Annotated in this window: 12 protein-coding genes and 1 tRNA gene; 11 read left to right on the top strand and 2 right to left on the bottom strand. The window is 55.5% G+C overall.

Going from position 1 to position 16,515, the window contains the following annotated elements:
• Positions 1 to 44: 44 nt before the first annotated feature.
• The 5 genes from CZ345_RS14240 to CZ345_RS16925 all read left to right on the top strand — a co-directional run bounded on the left by CZ345_RS14240 (position 45) and on the right by CZ345_RS16925 (position 3,795).
• A complete protein-coding gene (locus tag CZ345_RS14240; protein ID WP_077073750.1) occupies positions 45 to 638 on the top strand; it encodes an IMP cyclohydrolase in 594 nt (197 codons plus the stop codon).
• Between the two features lie 8 nt (positions 639 to 646).
• Positions 647 to 2,398, top strand: a complete 1,752-nt coding sequence (hflX, locus tag CZ345_RS14235; protein ID WP_476738456.1) for a GTPase HflX — start codon at positions 647 to 649, stop codon at positions 2,396 to 2,398.
• A gap of 18 nt (positions 2,399 to 2,416) precedes the next feature.
• A tRNA-Glu gene (locus tag CZ345_RS14230) sits at positions 2,417 to 2,493 on the top strand.
• A 195-nt stretch (positions 2,494 to 2,688) separates the two neighbouring features.
• The gene (gene tnpA, locus CZ345_RS14225; RefSeq protein ID WP_077072450.1) at positions 2,689 to 3,159 is read left to right on the top strand and encodes an IS200/IS605 family transposase; all 471 of its coding nucleotides are present in this window, start codon (positions 2,689 to 2,691) and stop codon (positions 3,157 to 3,159) included.
• 486 nt (positions 3,160 to 3,645) lie between these two features.
• The gene (locus CZ345_RS16925; protein WP_154674817.1) at positions 3,646 to 3,795 is read left to right on the top strand and encodes a hypothetical protein; all 150 of its coding nucleotides are present in this window, start codon (positions 3,646 to 3,648) and stop codon (positions 3,793 to 3,795) included.
• Positions 3,796 to 4,655: 860 nt separating this feature from the next.
• On the opposite strand, the gene CZ345_RS17120 is transcribed toward CZ345_RS16925, so the two are convergent.
• Positions 4,656 to 5,153: a hypothetical protein gene (locus CZ345_RS17120; RefSeq protein WP_077073749.1), complete on the bottom strand. Its 498-nt coding sequence runs from the start codon at positions 5,151 to 5,153 to the stop codon at positions 4,656 to 4,658.
• On the opposite strand from CZ345_RS17120, the gene CZ345_RS16350 reads away from it, so the two are divergent.
• The 5 genes from CZ345_RS16350 to CZ345_RS14195 all read left to right on the top strand — a co-directional run bounded on the left by CZ345_RS16350 (position 5,136) and on the right by CZ345_RS14195 (position 12,598).
• Positions 5,136 to 6,956, top strand: a complete 1,821-nt coding sequence (locus tag CZ345_RS16350; protein ID WP_162274983.1) for an autotransporter outer membrane beta-barrel domain-containing protein — start codon at positions 5,136 to 5,138, stop codon at positions 6,954 to 6,956. The two genes, CZ345_RS17120 and CZ345_RS16350, sit on opposite strands and share 18 nt — an antisense overlap.
• 308 nt (positions 6,957 to 7,264) lie before the next feature.
• On the top strand, positions 7,265 to 8,416 hold the full coding sequence (locus CZ345_RS14210) for an MFS transporter (protein ID WP_239446702.1): 1,152 nt from the start codon (positions 7,265 to 7,267) through the stop codon (positions 8,414 to 8,416).
• 706 nt (positions 8,417 to 9,122) lie between these two features.
• Positions 9,123 to 9,578, top strand: a complete 456-nt coding sequence (locus CZ345_RS14205; RefSeq protein ID WP_077073747.1) for a type III secretion system chaperone — start codon at positions 9,123 to 9,125, stop codon at positions 9,576 to 9,578.
• A gap of 9 nt (positions 9,579 to 9,587) precedes the next feature.
• On the top strand, positions 9,588 to 11,813 hold the full coding sequence (locus CZ345_RS14200) for an inositol phosphate phosphatase SopB (RefSeq protein ID WP_077073746.1): 2,226 nt from the start codon (positions 9,588 to 9,590) through the stop codon (positions 11,811 to 11,813).
• Between the two features lie 239 nt (positions 11,814 to 12,052).
• The gene (locus tag CZ345_RS14195) at positions 12,053 to 12,598 is read left to right on the top strand and encodes a GNAT family N-acetyltransferase (RefSeq protein ID WP_077073745.1); all 546 of its coding nucleotides are present in this window, start codon (positions 12,053 to 12,055) and stop codon (positions 12,596 to 12,598) included.
• 475 nt (positions 12,599 to 13,073) lie between these two features.
• On the opposite strand, the gene CZ345_RS14190 is transcribed toward CZ345_RS14195, so the two are convergent.
• Positions 13,074 to 14,441: an outer membrane homotrimeric porin gene (locus tag CZ345_RS14190; RefSeq protein ID WP_239446727.1), complete on the bottom strand. Its 1,368-nt coding sequence runs from the start codon at positions 14,439 to 14,441 to the stop codon at positions 13,074 to 13,076.
• A gap of 704 nt (positions 14,442 to 15,145) precedes the next feature.
• On the opposite strand from CZ345_RS14190, the gene CZ345_RS14185 reads away from it, so the two are divergent.
• Complete coding sequence (locus CZ345_RS14185; RefSeq protein WP_077073743.1) at positions 15,146 to 15,613, top strand: alanyl-tRNA editing protein; 468 nt, start codon at positions 15,146 to 15,148, stop codon at positions 15,611 to 15,613.
• The last annotated feature ends 902 nt before the right edge of the window (positions 15,614 to 16,515 follow it).

The following is a 16,515-nucleotide window of genomic DNA, read 5'->3' as shown; positions in this document are numbered from 1 at the left end:
CCGCTCCTTTGGCAGTATGAAATCATATCATCAAGGGGGTTACGATGGACTTTCTTCCCATCAGGCGCGCTCTTCTGAGCGTGACGCATAAGGACGGACTTGCGGAATTCGCCGCTTTTCTTCACAAAAAGGGCGTCGAGCTGGTTTCCACCGGCGGCACCATGAAGTTTCTGAAGGATCAGGGCCTTCCCGTGACGGCGGTGAGCGACGTCACCGGTTTTCCCGAAATTCTCAACGGCCGCGTGAAGACTCTCAATCCGCGCATCCACGGCGGCATCCTCGCCAACAAGGACGTGCCGGAACACATGAAGACGCTTGAGGAATTCGACATCAAGCCCTTCGATCTGGTGGTCGTGAACCTGTACGACTTCAAGTCCGCGCTGGAAAAGCATCTTGATCCTCTCGCCATGGTCGAGGAAATTGACATCGGCGGTCCCTGCCTGCTGCGCGCTTCTTCCAAGAACTTCAACAGCATTCTCGTGCTGTCCGACCCGAGCTACTATGCCGAGGCCATGGAAGAAATCGAAAAGGGCGGCGTGAGCATCGAATTCCGCCGCCGCATGGCCGCCGCCACCTTCCGCACCACCTCCAACTACGACGACATGATCGCCACCTGGATGGCCGGAGGCGTACAATAGCCGCCCGGGTGGAAGGCAATACCGCCGGTCTCAAGCCCAGTGAGCTTAAGGCTCTCAACAGGCTGGGGCAGCGCCGCTACTCGCCTCAGGGCGGTTACAGCCCTGAACAGGCGCGGGAACTTGCGGCGCTCTCCCGCCTTTTGTCGCGTCAGATAGGCCTTGCGCTGGACCGGCAGGGCAGGGTGAGCATGGTCATCGTGGGAGATGCCTCCTCCATTCTCATTCCCGAACTTCCCCATGTCCGTACGGGCGCGGGCCGTCTGCGCGGCCTGCGCCTTCTGCATACGCATCTTGTTCCAGACGGTCTTTCCCACGAAGACCTCATGGATCTTCTTTTCCTGCGTCTTGATTCCGTGAGCGTGCTCACCGTGGACGAGTGGGGCCAGCCCCGCATGTTCCAGAACGCCCATCTCATGCCGCCCGCGCCGGGGCAGGAGGATTCGGGCTACGCCGTGGGCGACATGACGGCGTGGGACAGGGTGGATATCGACTTCACCCGTCAGGCGGAAACGCTGGAAGAGGAGTTCGGCCGAGTTCTCGACGATGCGGTGAGCACCGGCGAGGAAGAGGGCGGCGAGAGGGCCGTGCTGGTTTCCGTTTCGCTGGAACCGCGCGCCGTGCAGGAGAGGCATCTTGCCGAACTTGCGGAACTGGCCCGCACTGCGGGCGTGAAGGTGACGGGCAGCATGATACAGCGCGTCGCCGCCATTCATCCCCGCCATATTCTGGGCCGCAGCAAGCTGGCCGAGCTGGAAGTGCTGGCCCTTCAGGGGCAGGCTTCTCTGGTCATATTCGACGGGGAACTCAGTCCCGCGCAGCTCAACAGCCTTTCGGAGCTGACGGAACGCCGCGTCATGGACAGGACGCAGCTCATTCTCGATATTTTTGCCGGGCACGCCGTTACGAAGGCGGGCAAGCTGCAGGTGGAAATGGCCCAGCTTCAGTATTCCCTGCCGCGCCTTGCCGGCAAGCACCGCTCCATGGACCGCCTGGCAGGCGGCATTTTCGGCAACAAGGGGCGGGGCGAAACCAAGCTGGAACTGGAGCGTCGCCGCATCCGCGAGCGCATCACCCGCATCCGCAGGGATCTGGAGGAACTGCGTCGCCAGCGATTCCACACAAGGGCCCGCCGGGCAAGGCAGGGGCTGCCTCTGGCCGCGCTGGTGGGTTATACCAACGCCGGAAAGTCCACCCTGCTCAACGCCCTGACCAAAGCCGACGTTCTGGCGGAAAACAAGCTTTTCGCCACGCTCGACCCCACCACCCGCCGCCTGCGCTTCCCCAAAGAGCGGGAACTTGTGCTGGCCGATACCGTGGGATTCATCCGCTCCCTTCCCCGGGAACTCATGGAGGCCTTCCGCGCCACGCTGGAGGAGCTGGAAGCGGCCGAGCTGCTCATCCATGTGGTGGATGCCTCGCATCCTGAGCGCGACCAGCAGATGGAGTCGGTGGAGCGCATTCTGGCCGACATGGGGCTCCAGAGCGTTCCCCGCGTCACGCTTCTGAACAAGTGGGACGCCGTGCCCGTGAACGACCGGGTTCCGCTGCTTCTGGACAGGCCGGACGCCATTGCCGTTTCCGCCCTTGAAGGCACGGGACTGCAGAAGGCGGCTGCCGCCATCGAACGGAAAATGTTCGACGAAGGCGCGTGGCAGCGCCGGGACCCGCAGACCTGGGAAGAATTTGAAAAGAAGGGCAGGGCGAGAAAAAAACGCACGGATGAAGAAAAAATGCTTGACGATACCGAGCCGTTTCGGTAATTAACACCAACGCAGCACGTCCCCATCGTCTAGCCGGCCCAGGACAGCGGCCTTTCACGCCGTCAACGGCGGTTCAAATCCGCCTGGGGACGCCAAAAAGAAATCAACGCCCTGTGAGAAATCACAGGGCGTTTTTTTAAGGCCTTTAGGCAGTTGAGGGAGCGGAAGCGACCGAAACAGAAAACCACCCGCTTAGCGGGTGGACCACAAAATGGTTATACCTAAAAAAACACCTTTTCGATAAGACGGAGTTGTTCAGGCTCCCGTCCACATCGAAAAGGTGTTTTTTTATGGCGAAAGAACAAAATCTGGCACATACGAAATGGTTGTGTAGGTACCATATTGTCTTCACTCCGAAGTATAGGAGAAAAGTGATTTACGGGCAATACCGTGAAGAAATAGGAAAAATAATACGACAGCTTTGTAATTACAAGGGAATCGAAATTATTGAGGGACATATGATGATAGACCATGTGCATATGCTTGTCATGATACCGCCAAAGTATGCGATATCGTCGGTTATGGGGTATATAAAGGGTAAAAGTTCACTGATGATTTTTGATAAATTTTCCCAGCTGAAATACCGGTATGGCAATCGGAGATTCTGGAGCGTGGGATATTACGTCAGCACAGTAGGTTTGAACGAAGCAACGATCAGGAAATATATACGGGATCAGGATAGAGAAGATATCATGCTTGATAAGAGGACGTGCAGGGAATATACGGATCCGTTCAGTCCAAAGCAGGGAAAGCTCCTTTAGGAGCAGGCTACGAGTCAAAGTACATGGGGGCTTGAACTGTTGAAAAAAAGGCAGGGCGCCGACCAGAGAAGTTCAAGCCGGCGCCCTTAAGGCGCGAGTAAGTAACAAGCCCTTACAGGGCTGGTCAAGCCACCCGTTTTACGGGTGGTCCTGACTGGTTAAACGCACCTCTACCGGATGAGGTGTTTAATCGGCCACACCGCGCCGTGAAGGACGGACCGGCTTTTCACCTGTCGGTCATGCAGGACTCGAAGCTCAACGCCGATGACGTCCATGCCCGCCAGAATCTGCAATTTTTGCTCCCCGTCTGTTTGAGAGCCGGGACTTTGCCAGAGAACGCGGCGTGGGGCAGAGCCCGGTTTGCCCGGGGACCTGCACTTCGCGAGTTCAAGAGCAGAAGAAGCAATCGGCACGGCAGGAGCGGGAAACGTCGTTCGGATGCGGGATTCTTGCGTTCTCCAGGATGTTCTGAATGACGAGAAGGGCATGGAAGAGAGCATCGAGGCATATGCAGGCAAGATCGGGGATGAGGACGCCCTTCATGAGCAGCTTTTCCAAGAGAAAAAGTGGGGCGTTCCTTCTTTGCTCGGAACGAAGGGGAAAGCATACGCAGGCGTAAGTCCTCGCCGCCGCTGATAAGAAAGGCATACGATTCGGATGATCTCCGGTCCTCTTCCGGCGAAACTCCAGACGAGCTCTCGACACTGGCCTGAGGGAAAATAACGCTTCAGATGCCGCAAAGAAATGTAGGATGGCAACATTTTTATCCGGGGCAGAGCCATGAGGGAACAGAAATCCCGATGAAAACAGGGGCTGTTCCGGCACATTTCTTACAGCAGGGGGAGCCTCATGGCTGGCGGCGCGGCCTGTTTTCGTTTTTTTCTTCAGTAATATTCAGTAAAAACGCATAGTTTTATACATGAGGAAGAGAGATACTGCTTTATGAAAATAATTTCTGCTGGAATGATGGATGGTTTTGTGATAACCGATACGGTATGGTTACGTTGCAGCCTGAAGAGTGAAAAAAATCACTTTTTTCATTAATATTAAGGCTGCTCTCGCGCTGTATGATGGTTTACCTGGTGAAAACAAACACATTAAGAGGTTTGGAGGGCGTTATGCTGACAAAGGGAGCTATAGGAAATCTGGTTAACAGGTATCGGGCTGTTCTGAAAAAATGTCACCTTATCAATGTGTTCGGCTCGCTGGCTGTGGCGGGTATGATGGTGATGGGCGGGGCAGGCGCAGCTGGTGCAGCAGCTGTTTCTTCTGATACCGACCTTGTCATGACCACACCGCTGATGACGGAGAATAATGGAACCTACGATGATGTTAATGTCAAAGGCAACATTATCGTCGACGCTCAGTCCGGTAAATTCGGCGTTATCGGTCAGAACAGCAGCGGTAGTGATGTATACTCGGCTCTTGATATTAAAGCTGGTAATGTCACCGCTGACGGCTACATCAAAGCAGGCGAGATTACCACTTTCGGTAATTTAACCGCCGATCATATAGAGACCTTCAGAAATGCTGACAATACCTTGGACAACAACCAGGGTTCTGTGAAAATCTGGGGAGCTGTCAACCTTCCCGGCGACAGTGTCACCCAGAGAAGATTTGACCTTGAAAATACTGTCGGCTCTCATAACGTACTTGGCAACGTAACTACCGGTGCATGTATGGGGCTCATAGGCAATGGAACGGAAAAGAGCACGCTGACCGGTGGCGTCATGACTATTCAAGGCGGCACTTTCGCCGTTGCCAGAGGTATGCAGGCGACTCTCAAGGAAGTCAGCTTCAATATTCCTGCCAGAAGAGCCCGGGTGCATGGTGAGAATCCTAACGCTGCCACCATCCTGGATTTGGATAAGCTTATCGTTTATGATGGTGTCCTTATCACCGAATCCCGTTGGGATTCTCAATATGCGCTGGCTGCCGTTAGAGAGCTTTCCCCCGATGACAGCAAAGAAGGTGTTTTGATCGGCGACGGTCATATTGCTGTCGGTACCAATGCGGTCATAGGGCTGGGCGAAGGAGCAACTCTCGATAATATCTATGGATTGATGAAGACGTTTACGGGTTATGAGACACCCACACAGGATGGTGTGCGTTCTGCTCTGATACTCGACCAGCCTTTGGAACTCCAGGATGGCATAGACTCCTCCTACAACCCGACTCCCGGCGACAGCTTCAACGTCTATATAAGTGCCGACAAGTACACCAGCGTACAGCCTTCTCCGTACACGACCGTGAATGGAGAAGTCTCGGAACTTGCTGATGCCATGTTTGCGGCAGGCTCCTTCACTCAGGAAGCCGACACCCTGCTTGTCGTCAACGGTGCCAATGATTATGTGCATTACACCACTGTCGCCAAGGCCGCTGTTCCGGGCGCGATTTCCTATGCAGGTGGTTCAGCCGATGCCCTGGTTGAAGACGGCGCCAAGCTCGCCATCACCGGCGCACAGGCCGGCGAAACCTATGTTATCCTTGGCAACGGCTTTGATGCCAACAGCATCACCTTTGGCGAAACCGCCTGGACGGGAGACAACCTGCTCACCGACAACCCGCTGGTATCCCTGAGCCGAGGCGACGACGGCACGGTGGCCGGTGAGGCAGTAGCAGCCGCACAGGCTCTCCCCGGTCTTGACGGATCGGTGGCGGCAGCCATGGACAGCGCCAACCTGGCCCATCAGATAGGCACGGGCGGGGCATACTACGACGGTGGCGAACAAGGCACGCAGTTCCTGTCGAGAGCCTTGAGAACGGCCAACGGTATTTCCGGCTACGGAGACGTTTCCACGGCCGTGGATGCCATCAATGAAGTTTCCCGCGCGTCCGTGACGGCAGGCGTGCAGAACACCTCCCTGCGCCTGGCCGACGCCGCATCAGATACGGTTCTGCATCATCTCTCGCTGGGCAACTTTGATTCCGGCAACAGCATTCATCAGGACGGACTGGATATCTGGGCCACTCCCATGTACGGCAACACCTATACGCACGGCATGGGCGCTTCCGGCGCTTCCGTACGCGGCAATTACGGCGGCATCGCCCTCGGCGTCGACACGCAGGTGGGTGAACTTGCGGGCGGCAGCGTACGCATGGGCGCCGCCCTCAACGGAGGCGGCGGCAAGTCCGAAACCAGGGGTACCGCCACTTCCACCGAGAACGAATACAACTTCGGCGGCGTGAATCTGTATGCGGGCTGGAACCTGGACAGTCTGAACATTCTGGCTTCGGTCGGCTACCACATGGGCAGTCATGACGTAACGATGAGTCTGCCCGCATCGTTCGGCATGAGACATGCCGATGCCGATGTGGATACCGGCGCCTTCACCGCCGATCTGCGCGCCGAATATCAGATCAGGACAAGCTGGCTGGATATTCTGCCTCATGCGGGCGTGCGTTACACCGGTCTGCACACGGACAGCTATAATTTGAAGGTGAACGGTTCCACGCTCAACAACGTGAAGTCCGATACGCAGAACATCGTGCAGTTCCCCATCGGCGTAACCGTGACCAAGAACATCGAGGTGGCTGGCTGGAACGTGAAGCCTCAGGCCGATGTGTCCGTCATTCCCGCTGCCGGCGACAAGAATGCCAACACCAGGGTGAAGTTCTCCGGCATCGATGCTTGGAGCGACATGAACACCCGCATCATGGATTCCACGAGCTGGGCCGGTATGGTGGGCGTTCAGGCGGAAAAGGGCAATCTTGCGTTCGGTCTGAACTACGGTGTTCAGGCTTCCCGTCATGAAACCGACCAGCGCGTCAACGTGGGCATCAGCTGGAAGTTCTAAGAACTGATCCATAAACTCTGACCGGAAGGCGGGCACGGCGTATCAAACCGTGTCCGCTTTCTTTTAAGGCCGAAAACTCCCCGCCATGCAGGGAGTTCCCAAAAGGCAAAGCCTTTAACTACGTAAAACAAGGGGCCTTTTTCTCAACGGACTTGCCAGAACGTTGCCGGAGCTTATTTTTTAGTCGTGATTCCTTCCGACCCGGCGTTGAGCTTTTCAGCCCTTTCTGTCTGAAAGTAATGAAAATAATCTTGGGTGATCTTATGCTATCCCAAAAGAAGTATGTACTCCTGAATGCATATCATATCATGAACGACGGCTTTTTCGATGCCGTACCCGTGCTTCTGACGTTCGTAGCTCTGGCGTATGGCCTGGGGGAAAAGGAAATCGGTATGGTTGTTTCCTGTGGGACTGCCCTGGGAACCGTTGCGGGCTTGGCAACCATGTTTCTTTCCCGGTATTTAAGTCCCCTGAAAACCATTTCCCTGCTGATCGGCGTGGGCGGAGCCGGTTTCGTGGCTGCTGCGTTTTCTCCGGGTTTTCTTTTTGCAGGAATAAGTTTTACGATTGTCATGTTTGGATATAGCTTATTTCATAATATATGCTTTTCCTACCTGACAGTACATACGGAAAGGAAAAAGCTGGGAAGAATACTGAGCGACTTTGCCGCCATAGGGGATATAGGAAGAATACCTTTCATAGCGATTGCCGGGTATCTTTCTGCTTTTACCTTTTTTAATGTTTCAGGATGGAAACTTGTCAGTTTTTTCTTTGGAATAGTCGGACTTGTTTCTGCCGTTTTATTATTTTTGTTTTCAAAAGAAGATGCCGTCGAAGAAAGATTTGTACATGCCGGATCATCCATACCATCCTTCAACATATTACAGGACAGGTCCGTCATTCTTTCCATGGCGGCAAGTATTCTCAATACATTCGGTAATGAAAAAATATTTACGTTTTTACCGATGCTCATACTTTTCAAAGGTTTTGACCCCGGGATAGTGGGAACTTTCGCCGTCGGGTTCACGGTCGGTTCTTTTCTGGGAAAGATGGCCTGCGGAAGACTGTTGGACAGGTATGGCCCGAAGATCGTATTTATCGTTGCAGAGAGCGTGTTATCCCTGTTTTTGTTTTTGATCATCTATTCCACGTCGTTACCCGTCATCATGTTTTTTGCCTTCTTTATAGGTCTTTTAACAAAAGGAACCGTTCCAGTTATTCAGGCCATCATTACCGTTCCTTTTCAGGATATAGGAGACTATGACAAAATTTTTTCCATAAATTCGTTTGTAAGAGGAATCATAAATATTTTCACTCCGTTGCTTTTCGGGGTTATCGCATCGATATGGAATATCAATGTGGTCTATGTCATCATGGCGGCGGCGTCTTTTCTTGCGGTTGTTCCGATGCTGTATTTTAACATGGCTGCCAGAATAACCACAGGTCATGACAGAAAATAATGTGAGGCCCCTGGGGCGGCAGGGAAATATGACAGAACATGTGGTAAGGGGCATGATTCGGAGCGAGGCGCTCGTTGAAATACGGATACGGAAACAACACCGTTTTTGTGAGCCGGGAATCTTGCCCGGAAAAGAGAAAGGCCGTGATTTCCTCAGGCGGGAATCACGGCCTTTGAGATTAAACGAAAATCTCCGGCCCTGCGGGAGCCGGAAAGCGTATGACCATGAGCATGTTGTACAATCTTAATGCTTTGTGAAAAAGGCGCATGGAGCTCCGCCGTCTGCATGTTCCTGGCCGTATGCGGCAAGGTTCATGACGGAAGAAACGGCATGTCTTCACCGGAAAAGGCCGCTTTCTTTTTCCTGCCGTCGGGGCAGGCCCGTGGTATCTGTTGCTCTTTCTCTTCCGGGAAGCTATTTTTTCCATAATGACGTTCACGGCTTTCTGAAGATAGGAGTTGTCTTCCGGGGGATGCCGCGGACCGTGTTGCCGGATGCGGTCAGGCTTTACGACCGGGGGCATACGAGTCCGTGGAGCCGATACGGAAAGCGTATCGTCACATTGGCATGAAACTTGCTAGTCTTTCGGTGTACGCTTCACATGCCAATATTGTTGTCAATCACCGGCTTGCAGAGAGTACCCTGCGGGCATCCGTGCGGAGCGCTCCCTGATTTTCACATATACAGGCAGGACAAGGAGGACACCGTGATAAGCTACGAAACCGCCGATACGCTTCTCAAAGAATTTTCTCTTCAGGAAGAGCTGGAACCCCTGCAGCTTGATGAAGACAATTACTGTATGCTTGTTTCCGCGGATGAGCATGTGGTGCATATCCGTTTTGACGAAGCGCAGGGAACCTTCATCGCCTTCGGCAGCATAGGCACCCTTTCCAGGGATGAGGAAGTCTCCCGGCGCGAGCTGCGCGCCCTGCTTACGGCAAACCTCATGTGGCAGGATACCATGGGAGCGACCATCACCCTTGCCCCGGAGAGCGACACGGTTCTTCTTCAGCAGATGTGGCTGCCGGAACAGGCTACGGTGGAAAAACTCGGCGCCTTCCTGCAGTCCTTTGTTCTTTTGGTCTCTTTCTGGGAAAAGCGGTTCTCAGGCCTCGGCGATGAGCTTATGGAGAGCGAACAGCCGTTTTACATCAAGGTATAGGAGGAGAATATGCCGGTTATCGATTCCATGGCGCATCTCCGGTCCTTGAGCCAGACTCAGGGAAGCTTTATCCGCCTTGACCGGAGCAATGCACAGCTTACGACATCCACGACCAGAGCCCGTTTCTGGCAGTTGTCCCGGCGACTTGCTGAGAAGCAGGAAAGCCGGGCTGCGGCCGAACGTGTCCGCGACAGTGTATGCGCCTACTGCGGCAAGGCTGTGGGCACTACTCTCTTCAATCGATACATCGGTGAAAAGAGCCTGCGGGGAGCACGCTTCACCGGTACGAAACTGGCAAAGCTTCTGGATGCGGCCACCCGGTACAATGTTTCCTACCTGGGACACAGGCTGAGGGACTTTGCAGGCTCCAGAACGCTCATGCCGGAAATACGGCAGGAGCTGGCGCGCTTCGGCGCAGGGGAAGAGGATTTTATGAGCCTCGTGCAGCAGGCCGTCAGAGTGCTGGAGGGAGATTTTTTCAGCGATGAGGAAGTCGCGAAGGGCTCGGCCGTTCTGATCGAAGTCCAGCAGAAGCTCGTTCAGCTCCAGGGAGCGCTGTCGGCATTTCAGGGCGGACTGCCGCCGGGAGCGCCGGGAGTCCCCCGGCTGCAGTCCTGCGTGACCGGTCTCATCGGAGAATTGCGCGGCAAGGCCGACATGCTTATTGCACAGAAAGAGCAGAATCCTTTTTCCGGCAAGAATGTCCGCACGGCCTTTCAGCAGATTTATGAGTCGTATGAAATGGTCATCAACCGGGAGATTGCCCGGCTCAATCAGGAGCTTGCCGGTGCTTCTCCGGGACAGGCGGCGACTTTGAACAGGCAGCTTGCCGACCTCAACGGCCTGCTCGGCAGAGTGCAGGCCTTCCGGGTCAGCCCGCCGGCCATGCAGAATGTGCCCGACAGCGCCAGAGTTTCCCAGAGTGTTCTGGATGCCTTCAGGAAGCTTCCCCAGACGCTCGGCAGGGAGCTGCACGATATTCTTCCGAACCTGTCTGCCGGAAAACTGGCCAGAGATATCAAGGCGGCGCATGTTCAGGTGCTCAACTCCCAGCCGTGGAACGTCATTCAGCGTGATGTGCAGTACTTCGGCCAGGCTGGCGGCAGCGTGACGGCTCAGTCCACCATCACGCCCGCCCGGCATATCGGCATCATCGGTCAGAACATGGCGCAGGATAACCTTCAGGGCGTTTCCTGCGGCGACAGAGGGCAGGCAAGACATGCGGTGAATCTTGCCAGTACGGAAATAAGCGTTGGCGGCACCACCCTGTTCAGGGGAATCCGTCACGGCGTCAACAGCGCGTACACACTGACGAATCCGGCAGATCGAGTGCAGGCCAACAACACCCGGGCTCAGGAGATTTTTGCCGCAGCCCTGCAGAGTTCTCCCGAACTTCTGCAGCGGGCGCAGGCCTCTCAACCGGGGGATATCATCGACCTGCCTCTGCTTTCCACCAGTCTGCTCACTCCCGACGTGTGGCGTCGTTCGGGAGGCTGGGCGGAAAGAAACCACCTCCGGGAACAGTGCAATGCGTGGCAGGATGCCTGTCAGGGGGGCCTGTGCCGGATTACCGTACCCATCGCAGGCGGAACAAAGACGGTAACGGTGCGCCCCAGTGTGATTACCTTCAATTTCGGGGTGAATGCGGGAGCGCAGAGTACGGGGAAGGGCCTTTTCGGCGGCTGGAGTACCTCGATGCTCTATAACGAACAGGCCATGGCCCGGCTCTTCGGCACGAAGCCCGACTGGCAGGGCGGCATGGTGGCGCAGTATCTTAACCGGCCCAATGTTTCCGACAGAAACAAGAATATGGTCGCCGCTCTGCGCAGCCAGATCATAGACCTGTGGGAGAACGAGGGCTTCAAAAAGACCGGCGAGGACCCCTACCGTCTGCCCGCCCGTCTGGCCATGCTGGGGCATCTTATGGGCATGATGCCGCTGTTCAACTGCAAGAGCGGCAAGGACCGTACCGGTCAGATGGACGTGGCCTGCAAGACTCTGGCCCTGCAGATGTATGAACGGGGCGGCCGTCTTCCTCCGCTTGATAAGCCGCGCACCAGTATGGACGAACATATATTCCAGCAGGTGGCCATCAACGGCGGCAATCTTGAAATGCAGCGCATGAACACAGGGCTGGCCGGGTTCAAGACGTCAGGCGTGGAGGGGCTCGACAGGCTTTTTTCCGAAAGCGCCAGAGAAGTGCACCGCGGGCTCAGCCATTATGTCGAAGTGTGAGCCTTGCCGAGGCGCGGCATCTGCACGGCGCCGCGCTTCGGCATGTGTCCGCTGCCCCGGAAGCTCTGGACAGCGCAGCGTACGGCCATGCTGTTGCAGGGCAGCTTCAGTTCTGTATGGTGTCGCAGAAGGGCGGTGTACCGACATGCGGGAGCGGACCGCCTTTCCGCTGCATGGGGAAGGGCGTATGTTTCGGCGCGACAGGGGCGTGCGCGGAAGGCAGACAGGAAGGAGGTGATATGCTGAGGCTGGAAACGGAGAGACTCGTACTCAGGCCTTTTGAAGACAGGGATGCTCCGGCGCTTCTGGCGTTGTTCGGAAGGCCTGATGTGAGCTGCTTTTTTGATGAACGTCTGGAAAGCCTCGGGGAGGCTCTTCTTGAGGCCCGCCGGAGAAGAAACGAGAGGGAAGGGACGCAGCTGGCCGTATGCCGGAAGGAAAGCGGCGGCATGCTCGGCAACGTGTTTTCCCGGCAGGAGGGACCGGATACCTGGTCGGTAGGCTGGATATTCGACAGGCGTTTTCAGGGCCGGGGCTATGCCGGAGAGGCCGCCCGCGTCTATGTGGACTTTCTGTTTTCCCGCAGGGGGGCCAGACGCGTTTTCGCCTATGTGGAGGAGGGGAACCTTCCTTCCCGCAGGCTGTGTGAACGGCTCGGTATGCGTCTGGAAGGGCGCTTTGTGGAGTTTGTTTCCTTCTCGCGTGATGAGAACGGTACTCCCGTGTATGAAAATACCCTTGTTTATGCCGTGCTGAAAAGGGAATGGGAGCATTCCGCCGTGTGAGAGCAAGCTGCTTTTCCGTGTAGATGAGCGGCGCAGGGGCTGACCCTTTCCTCATTGTCCCCCGGATTCGAGAGGGCGGGATTTGCCCCGGCAGGAAGATTTCCCCGTATTTCTTCCTGATACAGAGCCGGTACGCCTTCCCGGACGCAGGAAAAACAGAAGCGTTTTTTGATGAAAAGAGGAGCCGCGTGCCTTCAGTAAAGGTGCGCGGCTTTCTGGCAGGCAGGCCCGCGTTGTGCAGAAGTGGGCTGTGTTACGCCCTGTGAGGCGGCAGATAAGGGGCTCGCGTTTTATCCCCCTCTTCTGTCGCAGAGGTATTTTGCGGAATCGGACCGACGGCGCGGAGGAACAGGCCGGGGGGTACCTCGCGGCAGGTTTCGTATGGAGGGAAGAGGCAGGGTATGAAAAAGGCGGGAGAGGTTTCCCTCTCCCGCTAAGGAGGCTCATATCAGGAGCGGACTAGGTCCACGCCGGATTAGAACTTGTACTGGAAGAGCAAAGCGAGCTTCCAAGCGTCGCTGTAGGACGCGAGGCGGTTGTTCGCAGCGCCGGTTTCGAAATCTTCGAACACATAGGCGGCTTCGAGGTAGGCAGTCAGGTTCTTGTAGATTTCGTAGGTGGTACCGAAGTCGAGTTCGACGATGGAGTCGTCGGTAGTCATGTATCTGGAGGGATTCAGACCAAAGCGAGTATTGGCGGAATCGTTGGTACCCTGAGCATAGATGACAGCGAAGTCATGAGAAAGGCCTTCGATGAAGGAGAGCCCCTTCCAACCGAGGCGGACGCCCCAAGCGCCGTTGCCATTGTGGTTGTTTTCGATTTCGTTATCAAGCAGGCCGGAACCGTTGAAGAAAGCATAAGAACCCTTGAAGCGGCCACCGAGGGAAGGAATGCTTTCCTGGTAAGCGTACTGTACGTCCTTGTCGTCACCGGAGCCGTAGAAGGCGAGCAGTTCAGGAGTACCGTAAGCGGTCTTGTAGGCCACGCTGCCTTCCATGAAGTAACCATGCTGGCTGGGCTGACCGACGAGAGCAGCAGTTTCGTCACTGGTGAAGTCACGATTGCCGTACACGAAGCTGGCCTTCACGGTGAAGGGATCGAAGTAGGTCATGGTACCGGTGATACCGGCCCAGTAGATACTGCTCTTGCCTGCGGCACCGATGTTGGGGAGATCGGCGTTATGGGCGTTGTTGTTGGTCCAAGCGGAAGGATCCATGCCGTCGCCAACAGCAGCGTAGGCCACGAAGGGAGACACTTTGAAGCCGTCGAAGGTCATATCGGCAGAAAGACCGAAGGCATCGATGGAGTCGGAGTAGTTGGTCCACTGCGTCGCTTCAGCGTTGCGGGCATAGCGGCCCCAGAAAGCGTTCACGTCCATCCAGTCGAACACGGGAGCGGTAACAGCGATACCGTCGACGGGATCCTTAGACCAGATGGCAATGTTCTTACCATCGGCAAGAGCAGGCAGACCGAGGTTCTGACGGCCCATGCGAACCTTCACTTCGGTGCTGGGAATGACCCAGTCGATGTAGGCCTGACGCATGAAGACGTTGTTGTTTCTGTTGCCAGCGAAGCCGTAACCCAGATCTCCGGTCGCACCGTACTGGTTCTGGCCCCAGTCCCAATAGGAACGAACCTGGAAGTAACCGGACAGATCTTCAGAGACGGAGAAGGTCATGCCGAGGTTCACCTGCTGATGAACACGGTCAAACTTGTCATTGGTGCCTTTGTCAGCGCGAGTACCCTGATCCCAGAAGCGGTGGCCCTGAGTAAACTGGAGGTTATAGTCACCATCAACCTTCACATCCACGGCGGAAGCCGGAGCGGACGCGGCAAACACCATGCCAGCGGCCAGAAGAAGCGTAGTAAGCTTTTTCATTGTCTCATTCCTTTGAAAAGTTTTGTCAAATGAAACCGTTATGGAAAATCCCTCTTTTTCCATGAGCGGAGCTTAGAATTAAGTTGTGAATTAATCAATAAAAAAATGTGAATAAAATGTTAATAAAATAAAAAAGGTTCAAAAATTTTTATTTCTTTTTTTATCATTTCAAGCCGTTAGCCGAGAAAAAAATATTTTTTTCAAGGGAAAAACGCCTCTTCCGGGAGGTGTTTTTTATAATAACTATTGAATATTATTAAATAATATAATATATGGCCGTGTTTTGTTTCCGGTGGGGCACGGTATGGAAAAGGAAAGTGGAACCCCCGGAAGGGAAGGAAGAAAGGAACGGAAACGGCGGAAAAGAGCGCTTTTCCGGGGAAAAAATGTTGAACTTTTTGGCGGCCGCTTTCTGAGCGACGGGGACAGCTGCTTCTTATAAGAAGCAAAGCGATGCGGACGGGACGTGCGGCGTGCCGTTCCGTCCGCGGGAACATGCAGAGGAGAGAACTTTTCCTTCCTGGGATTTTGCGGTAGCACAGGACAACGAAGCGGAAAGGCCGTCTGCTTCCGGTGCTGTGCGCAGGAACGTGCGGGCCTTTCCGACGGCTTTCCTTGGGGAAGAGCTTCGTTCCGCAGCGTACCCTTTAACTATTAAGGAATGATTCATGAGCAAGGAATATGATCCCGGAATGCACACGGCGGAACATGCCCTGAGCGGCGTGCTCATCCGCCGCTACGGCTGCCCGCGCTGTTTTTCCACGCACATCAATGCCAACAAGTCCAAGGTGGATTTTCACTTCCCGCATGATCTTTCCGCTGAGGAAGTGGAGAGCATCACCGCCGAGGTGAACGAGGTTCTCGCCCGCGATCTGCCCGTCGTGGCCAGAGACATGACCCGCGAGGAAGCCGCGAAGCGTTTCAACCTCTCCCGCCTGCCGGAAAGTGCGGGCGATACGCTGCGCATCGTGTTCATAGGCGACCCCGATGCCCCCGGCGGCGCGCTGGATGCCTGCCCCTGCATAGGCGAACATGTCGCGCATACGGCGGAATGCGGCACCTTTGTCTGGGTATCCCATGAGTGGAAGCCGGATGACGGCGGTGTGCTCCGCATACGTTTCAAGCTCGGCAGATAATGCCGGGGCGGCCCCTTGAGGGCCGTTTTTTTTTTGCCCGCGGCAGACGGAAAAGCGCCGCGTTCCGTTCGGGATCATCGACCCCGTCTGTGCGGTACTAGCCGATACGGGTGGTCGGGCGTTGTTCTGTCGGGGCATGGTTGTCTGTCGTGCCGGTTCAGAAGAGACGTGGGAGGGAAAGGGCAAACGGAGAAGGCATGGGGCACGGTTTCTCCTCCGGTCTGCGCGGAGCATGGAAGCATTTTTGCCGCCCGCTTTTGGGGCTGGGAAAGGGCTGTGTTCCTGCCGCCGGAGGGCCGGGCTGCGGGCGGAGAGGGCCGAAGGGGCGGAGCAGATACGGCCTCCTGGCGGAAAGCGGAATGGAAAACCAAATAATATAAATAATTTCAATAGTTATAACAAAAATGGAAAAATTTTTCCGGAAAGGAGATATTTTTTGAGATTTAAGTTGACATTGAAATTCGTTTTCATTAGTGTTCTTTTCAACGGGGGATGCAGAAGCCGGAAGGCGAAGGCATCCCGCGGGAAGGCTTCTTTCCGGCAGCATCGGAAGAAGCGGAAGGGCGGCGCTTCCGCCTGCGCGAAACGCGCGTTGATCTTTGACAAGGGAACAGGGTTCGCAACGGCTGATTCAGGACAGGGGTATTGACCTCCCCCCCCCAAGCCGTCTGACGATGGCTTGACCCGGCGTTTTGCCGGAGGCGTCAGACGGCAAAATTTCCGCGGAACCGCACGGTTTCGCACGATATTGGAATGCGACCGGGTCGTATTCCGTGCTGAGGTGCCAGCCTCAGTCTCCTGGTGCGGCGAGGGCCGTTCCCCATGGTGGGGAACGGCCCGAAAAAAGCACCGTATTCATGCCCATAACAGCGTGAAGCGATCCGAGCGCTTCATGCCTCCAT

Source organism: Mailhella massiliensis, assembly GCF_900155525.1.
GTDB lineage: Bacteria > Desulfobacterota > Desulfovibrionia > Desulfovibrionales > Desulfovibrionaceae > Mailhella > Mailhella massiliensis.
This window is presented reverse-complemented; position numbering and strand designations above follow the sequence as displayed.

Coding starts and splice junctions, on each gene's coding strand:
- CZ345_RS14200 (WP_077073746.1), top strand. CDS start 9,588: ATGCCGGTTATCGATTCCATGGCGCATCTCCGGTCCTTGAGCCAGACT.
- CZ345_RS14240 (WP_077073750.1), top strand. CDS start 45: ATGGACTTTCTTCCCATCAGGCGCGCTCTTCTGAGCGTGACGCATAAG.
- CZ345_RS17120 (WP_077073749.1), bottom strand. CDS start 5,153: ATGACCGTCGCCGATCAAAACACCTTCTTTGCTGTCATCGGGGGAAAG.
- tnpA (WP_077072450.1), top strand. CDS start 2,689: ATGGCGAAAGAACAAAATCTGGCACATACGAAATGGTTGTGTAGGTAC.
- CZ345_RS14185 (WP_077073743.1), top strand. CDS start 15,146: ATGAGCAAGGAATATGATCCCGGAATGCACACGGCGGAACATGCCCTG.
- CZ345_RS14190 (WP_239446727.1), bottom strand. CDS start 14,441: ATGGTGTTTGCCGCGTCCGCTCCGGCTTCCGCCGTGGATGTGAAGGTT.
- CZ345_RS14210 (WP_239446702.1), top strand. CDS start 7,265: ATGAACGACGGCTTTTTCGATGCCGTACCCGTGCTTCTGACGTTCGTA.
- CZ345_RS14195 (WP_077073745.1), top strand. CDS start 12,053: ATGCTGAGGCTGGAAACGGAGAGACTCGTACTCAGGCCTTTTGAAGAC.
- CZ345_RS16925 (WP_154674817.1), top strand. CDS start 3,646: ATGGAAGAGAGCATCGAGGCATATGCAGGCAAGATCGGGGATGAGGAC.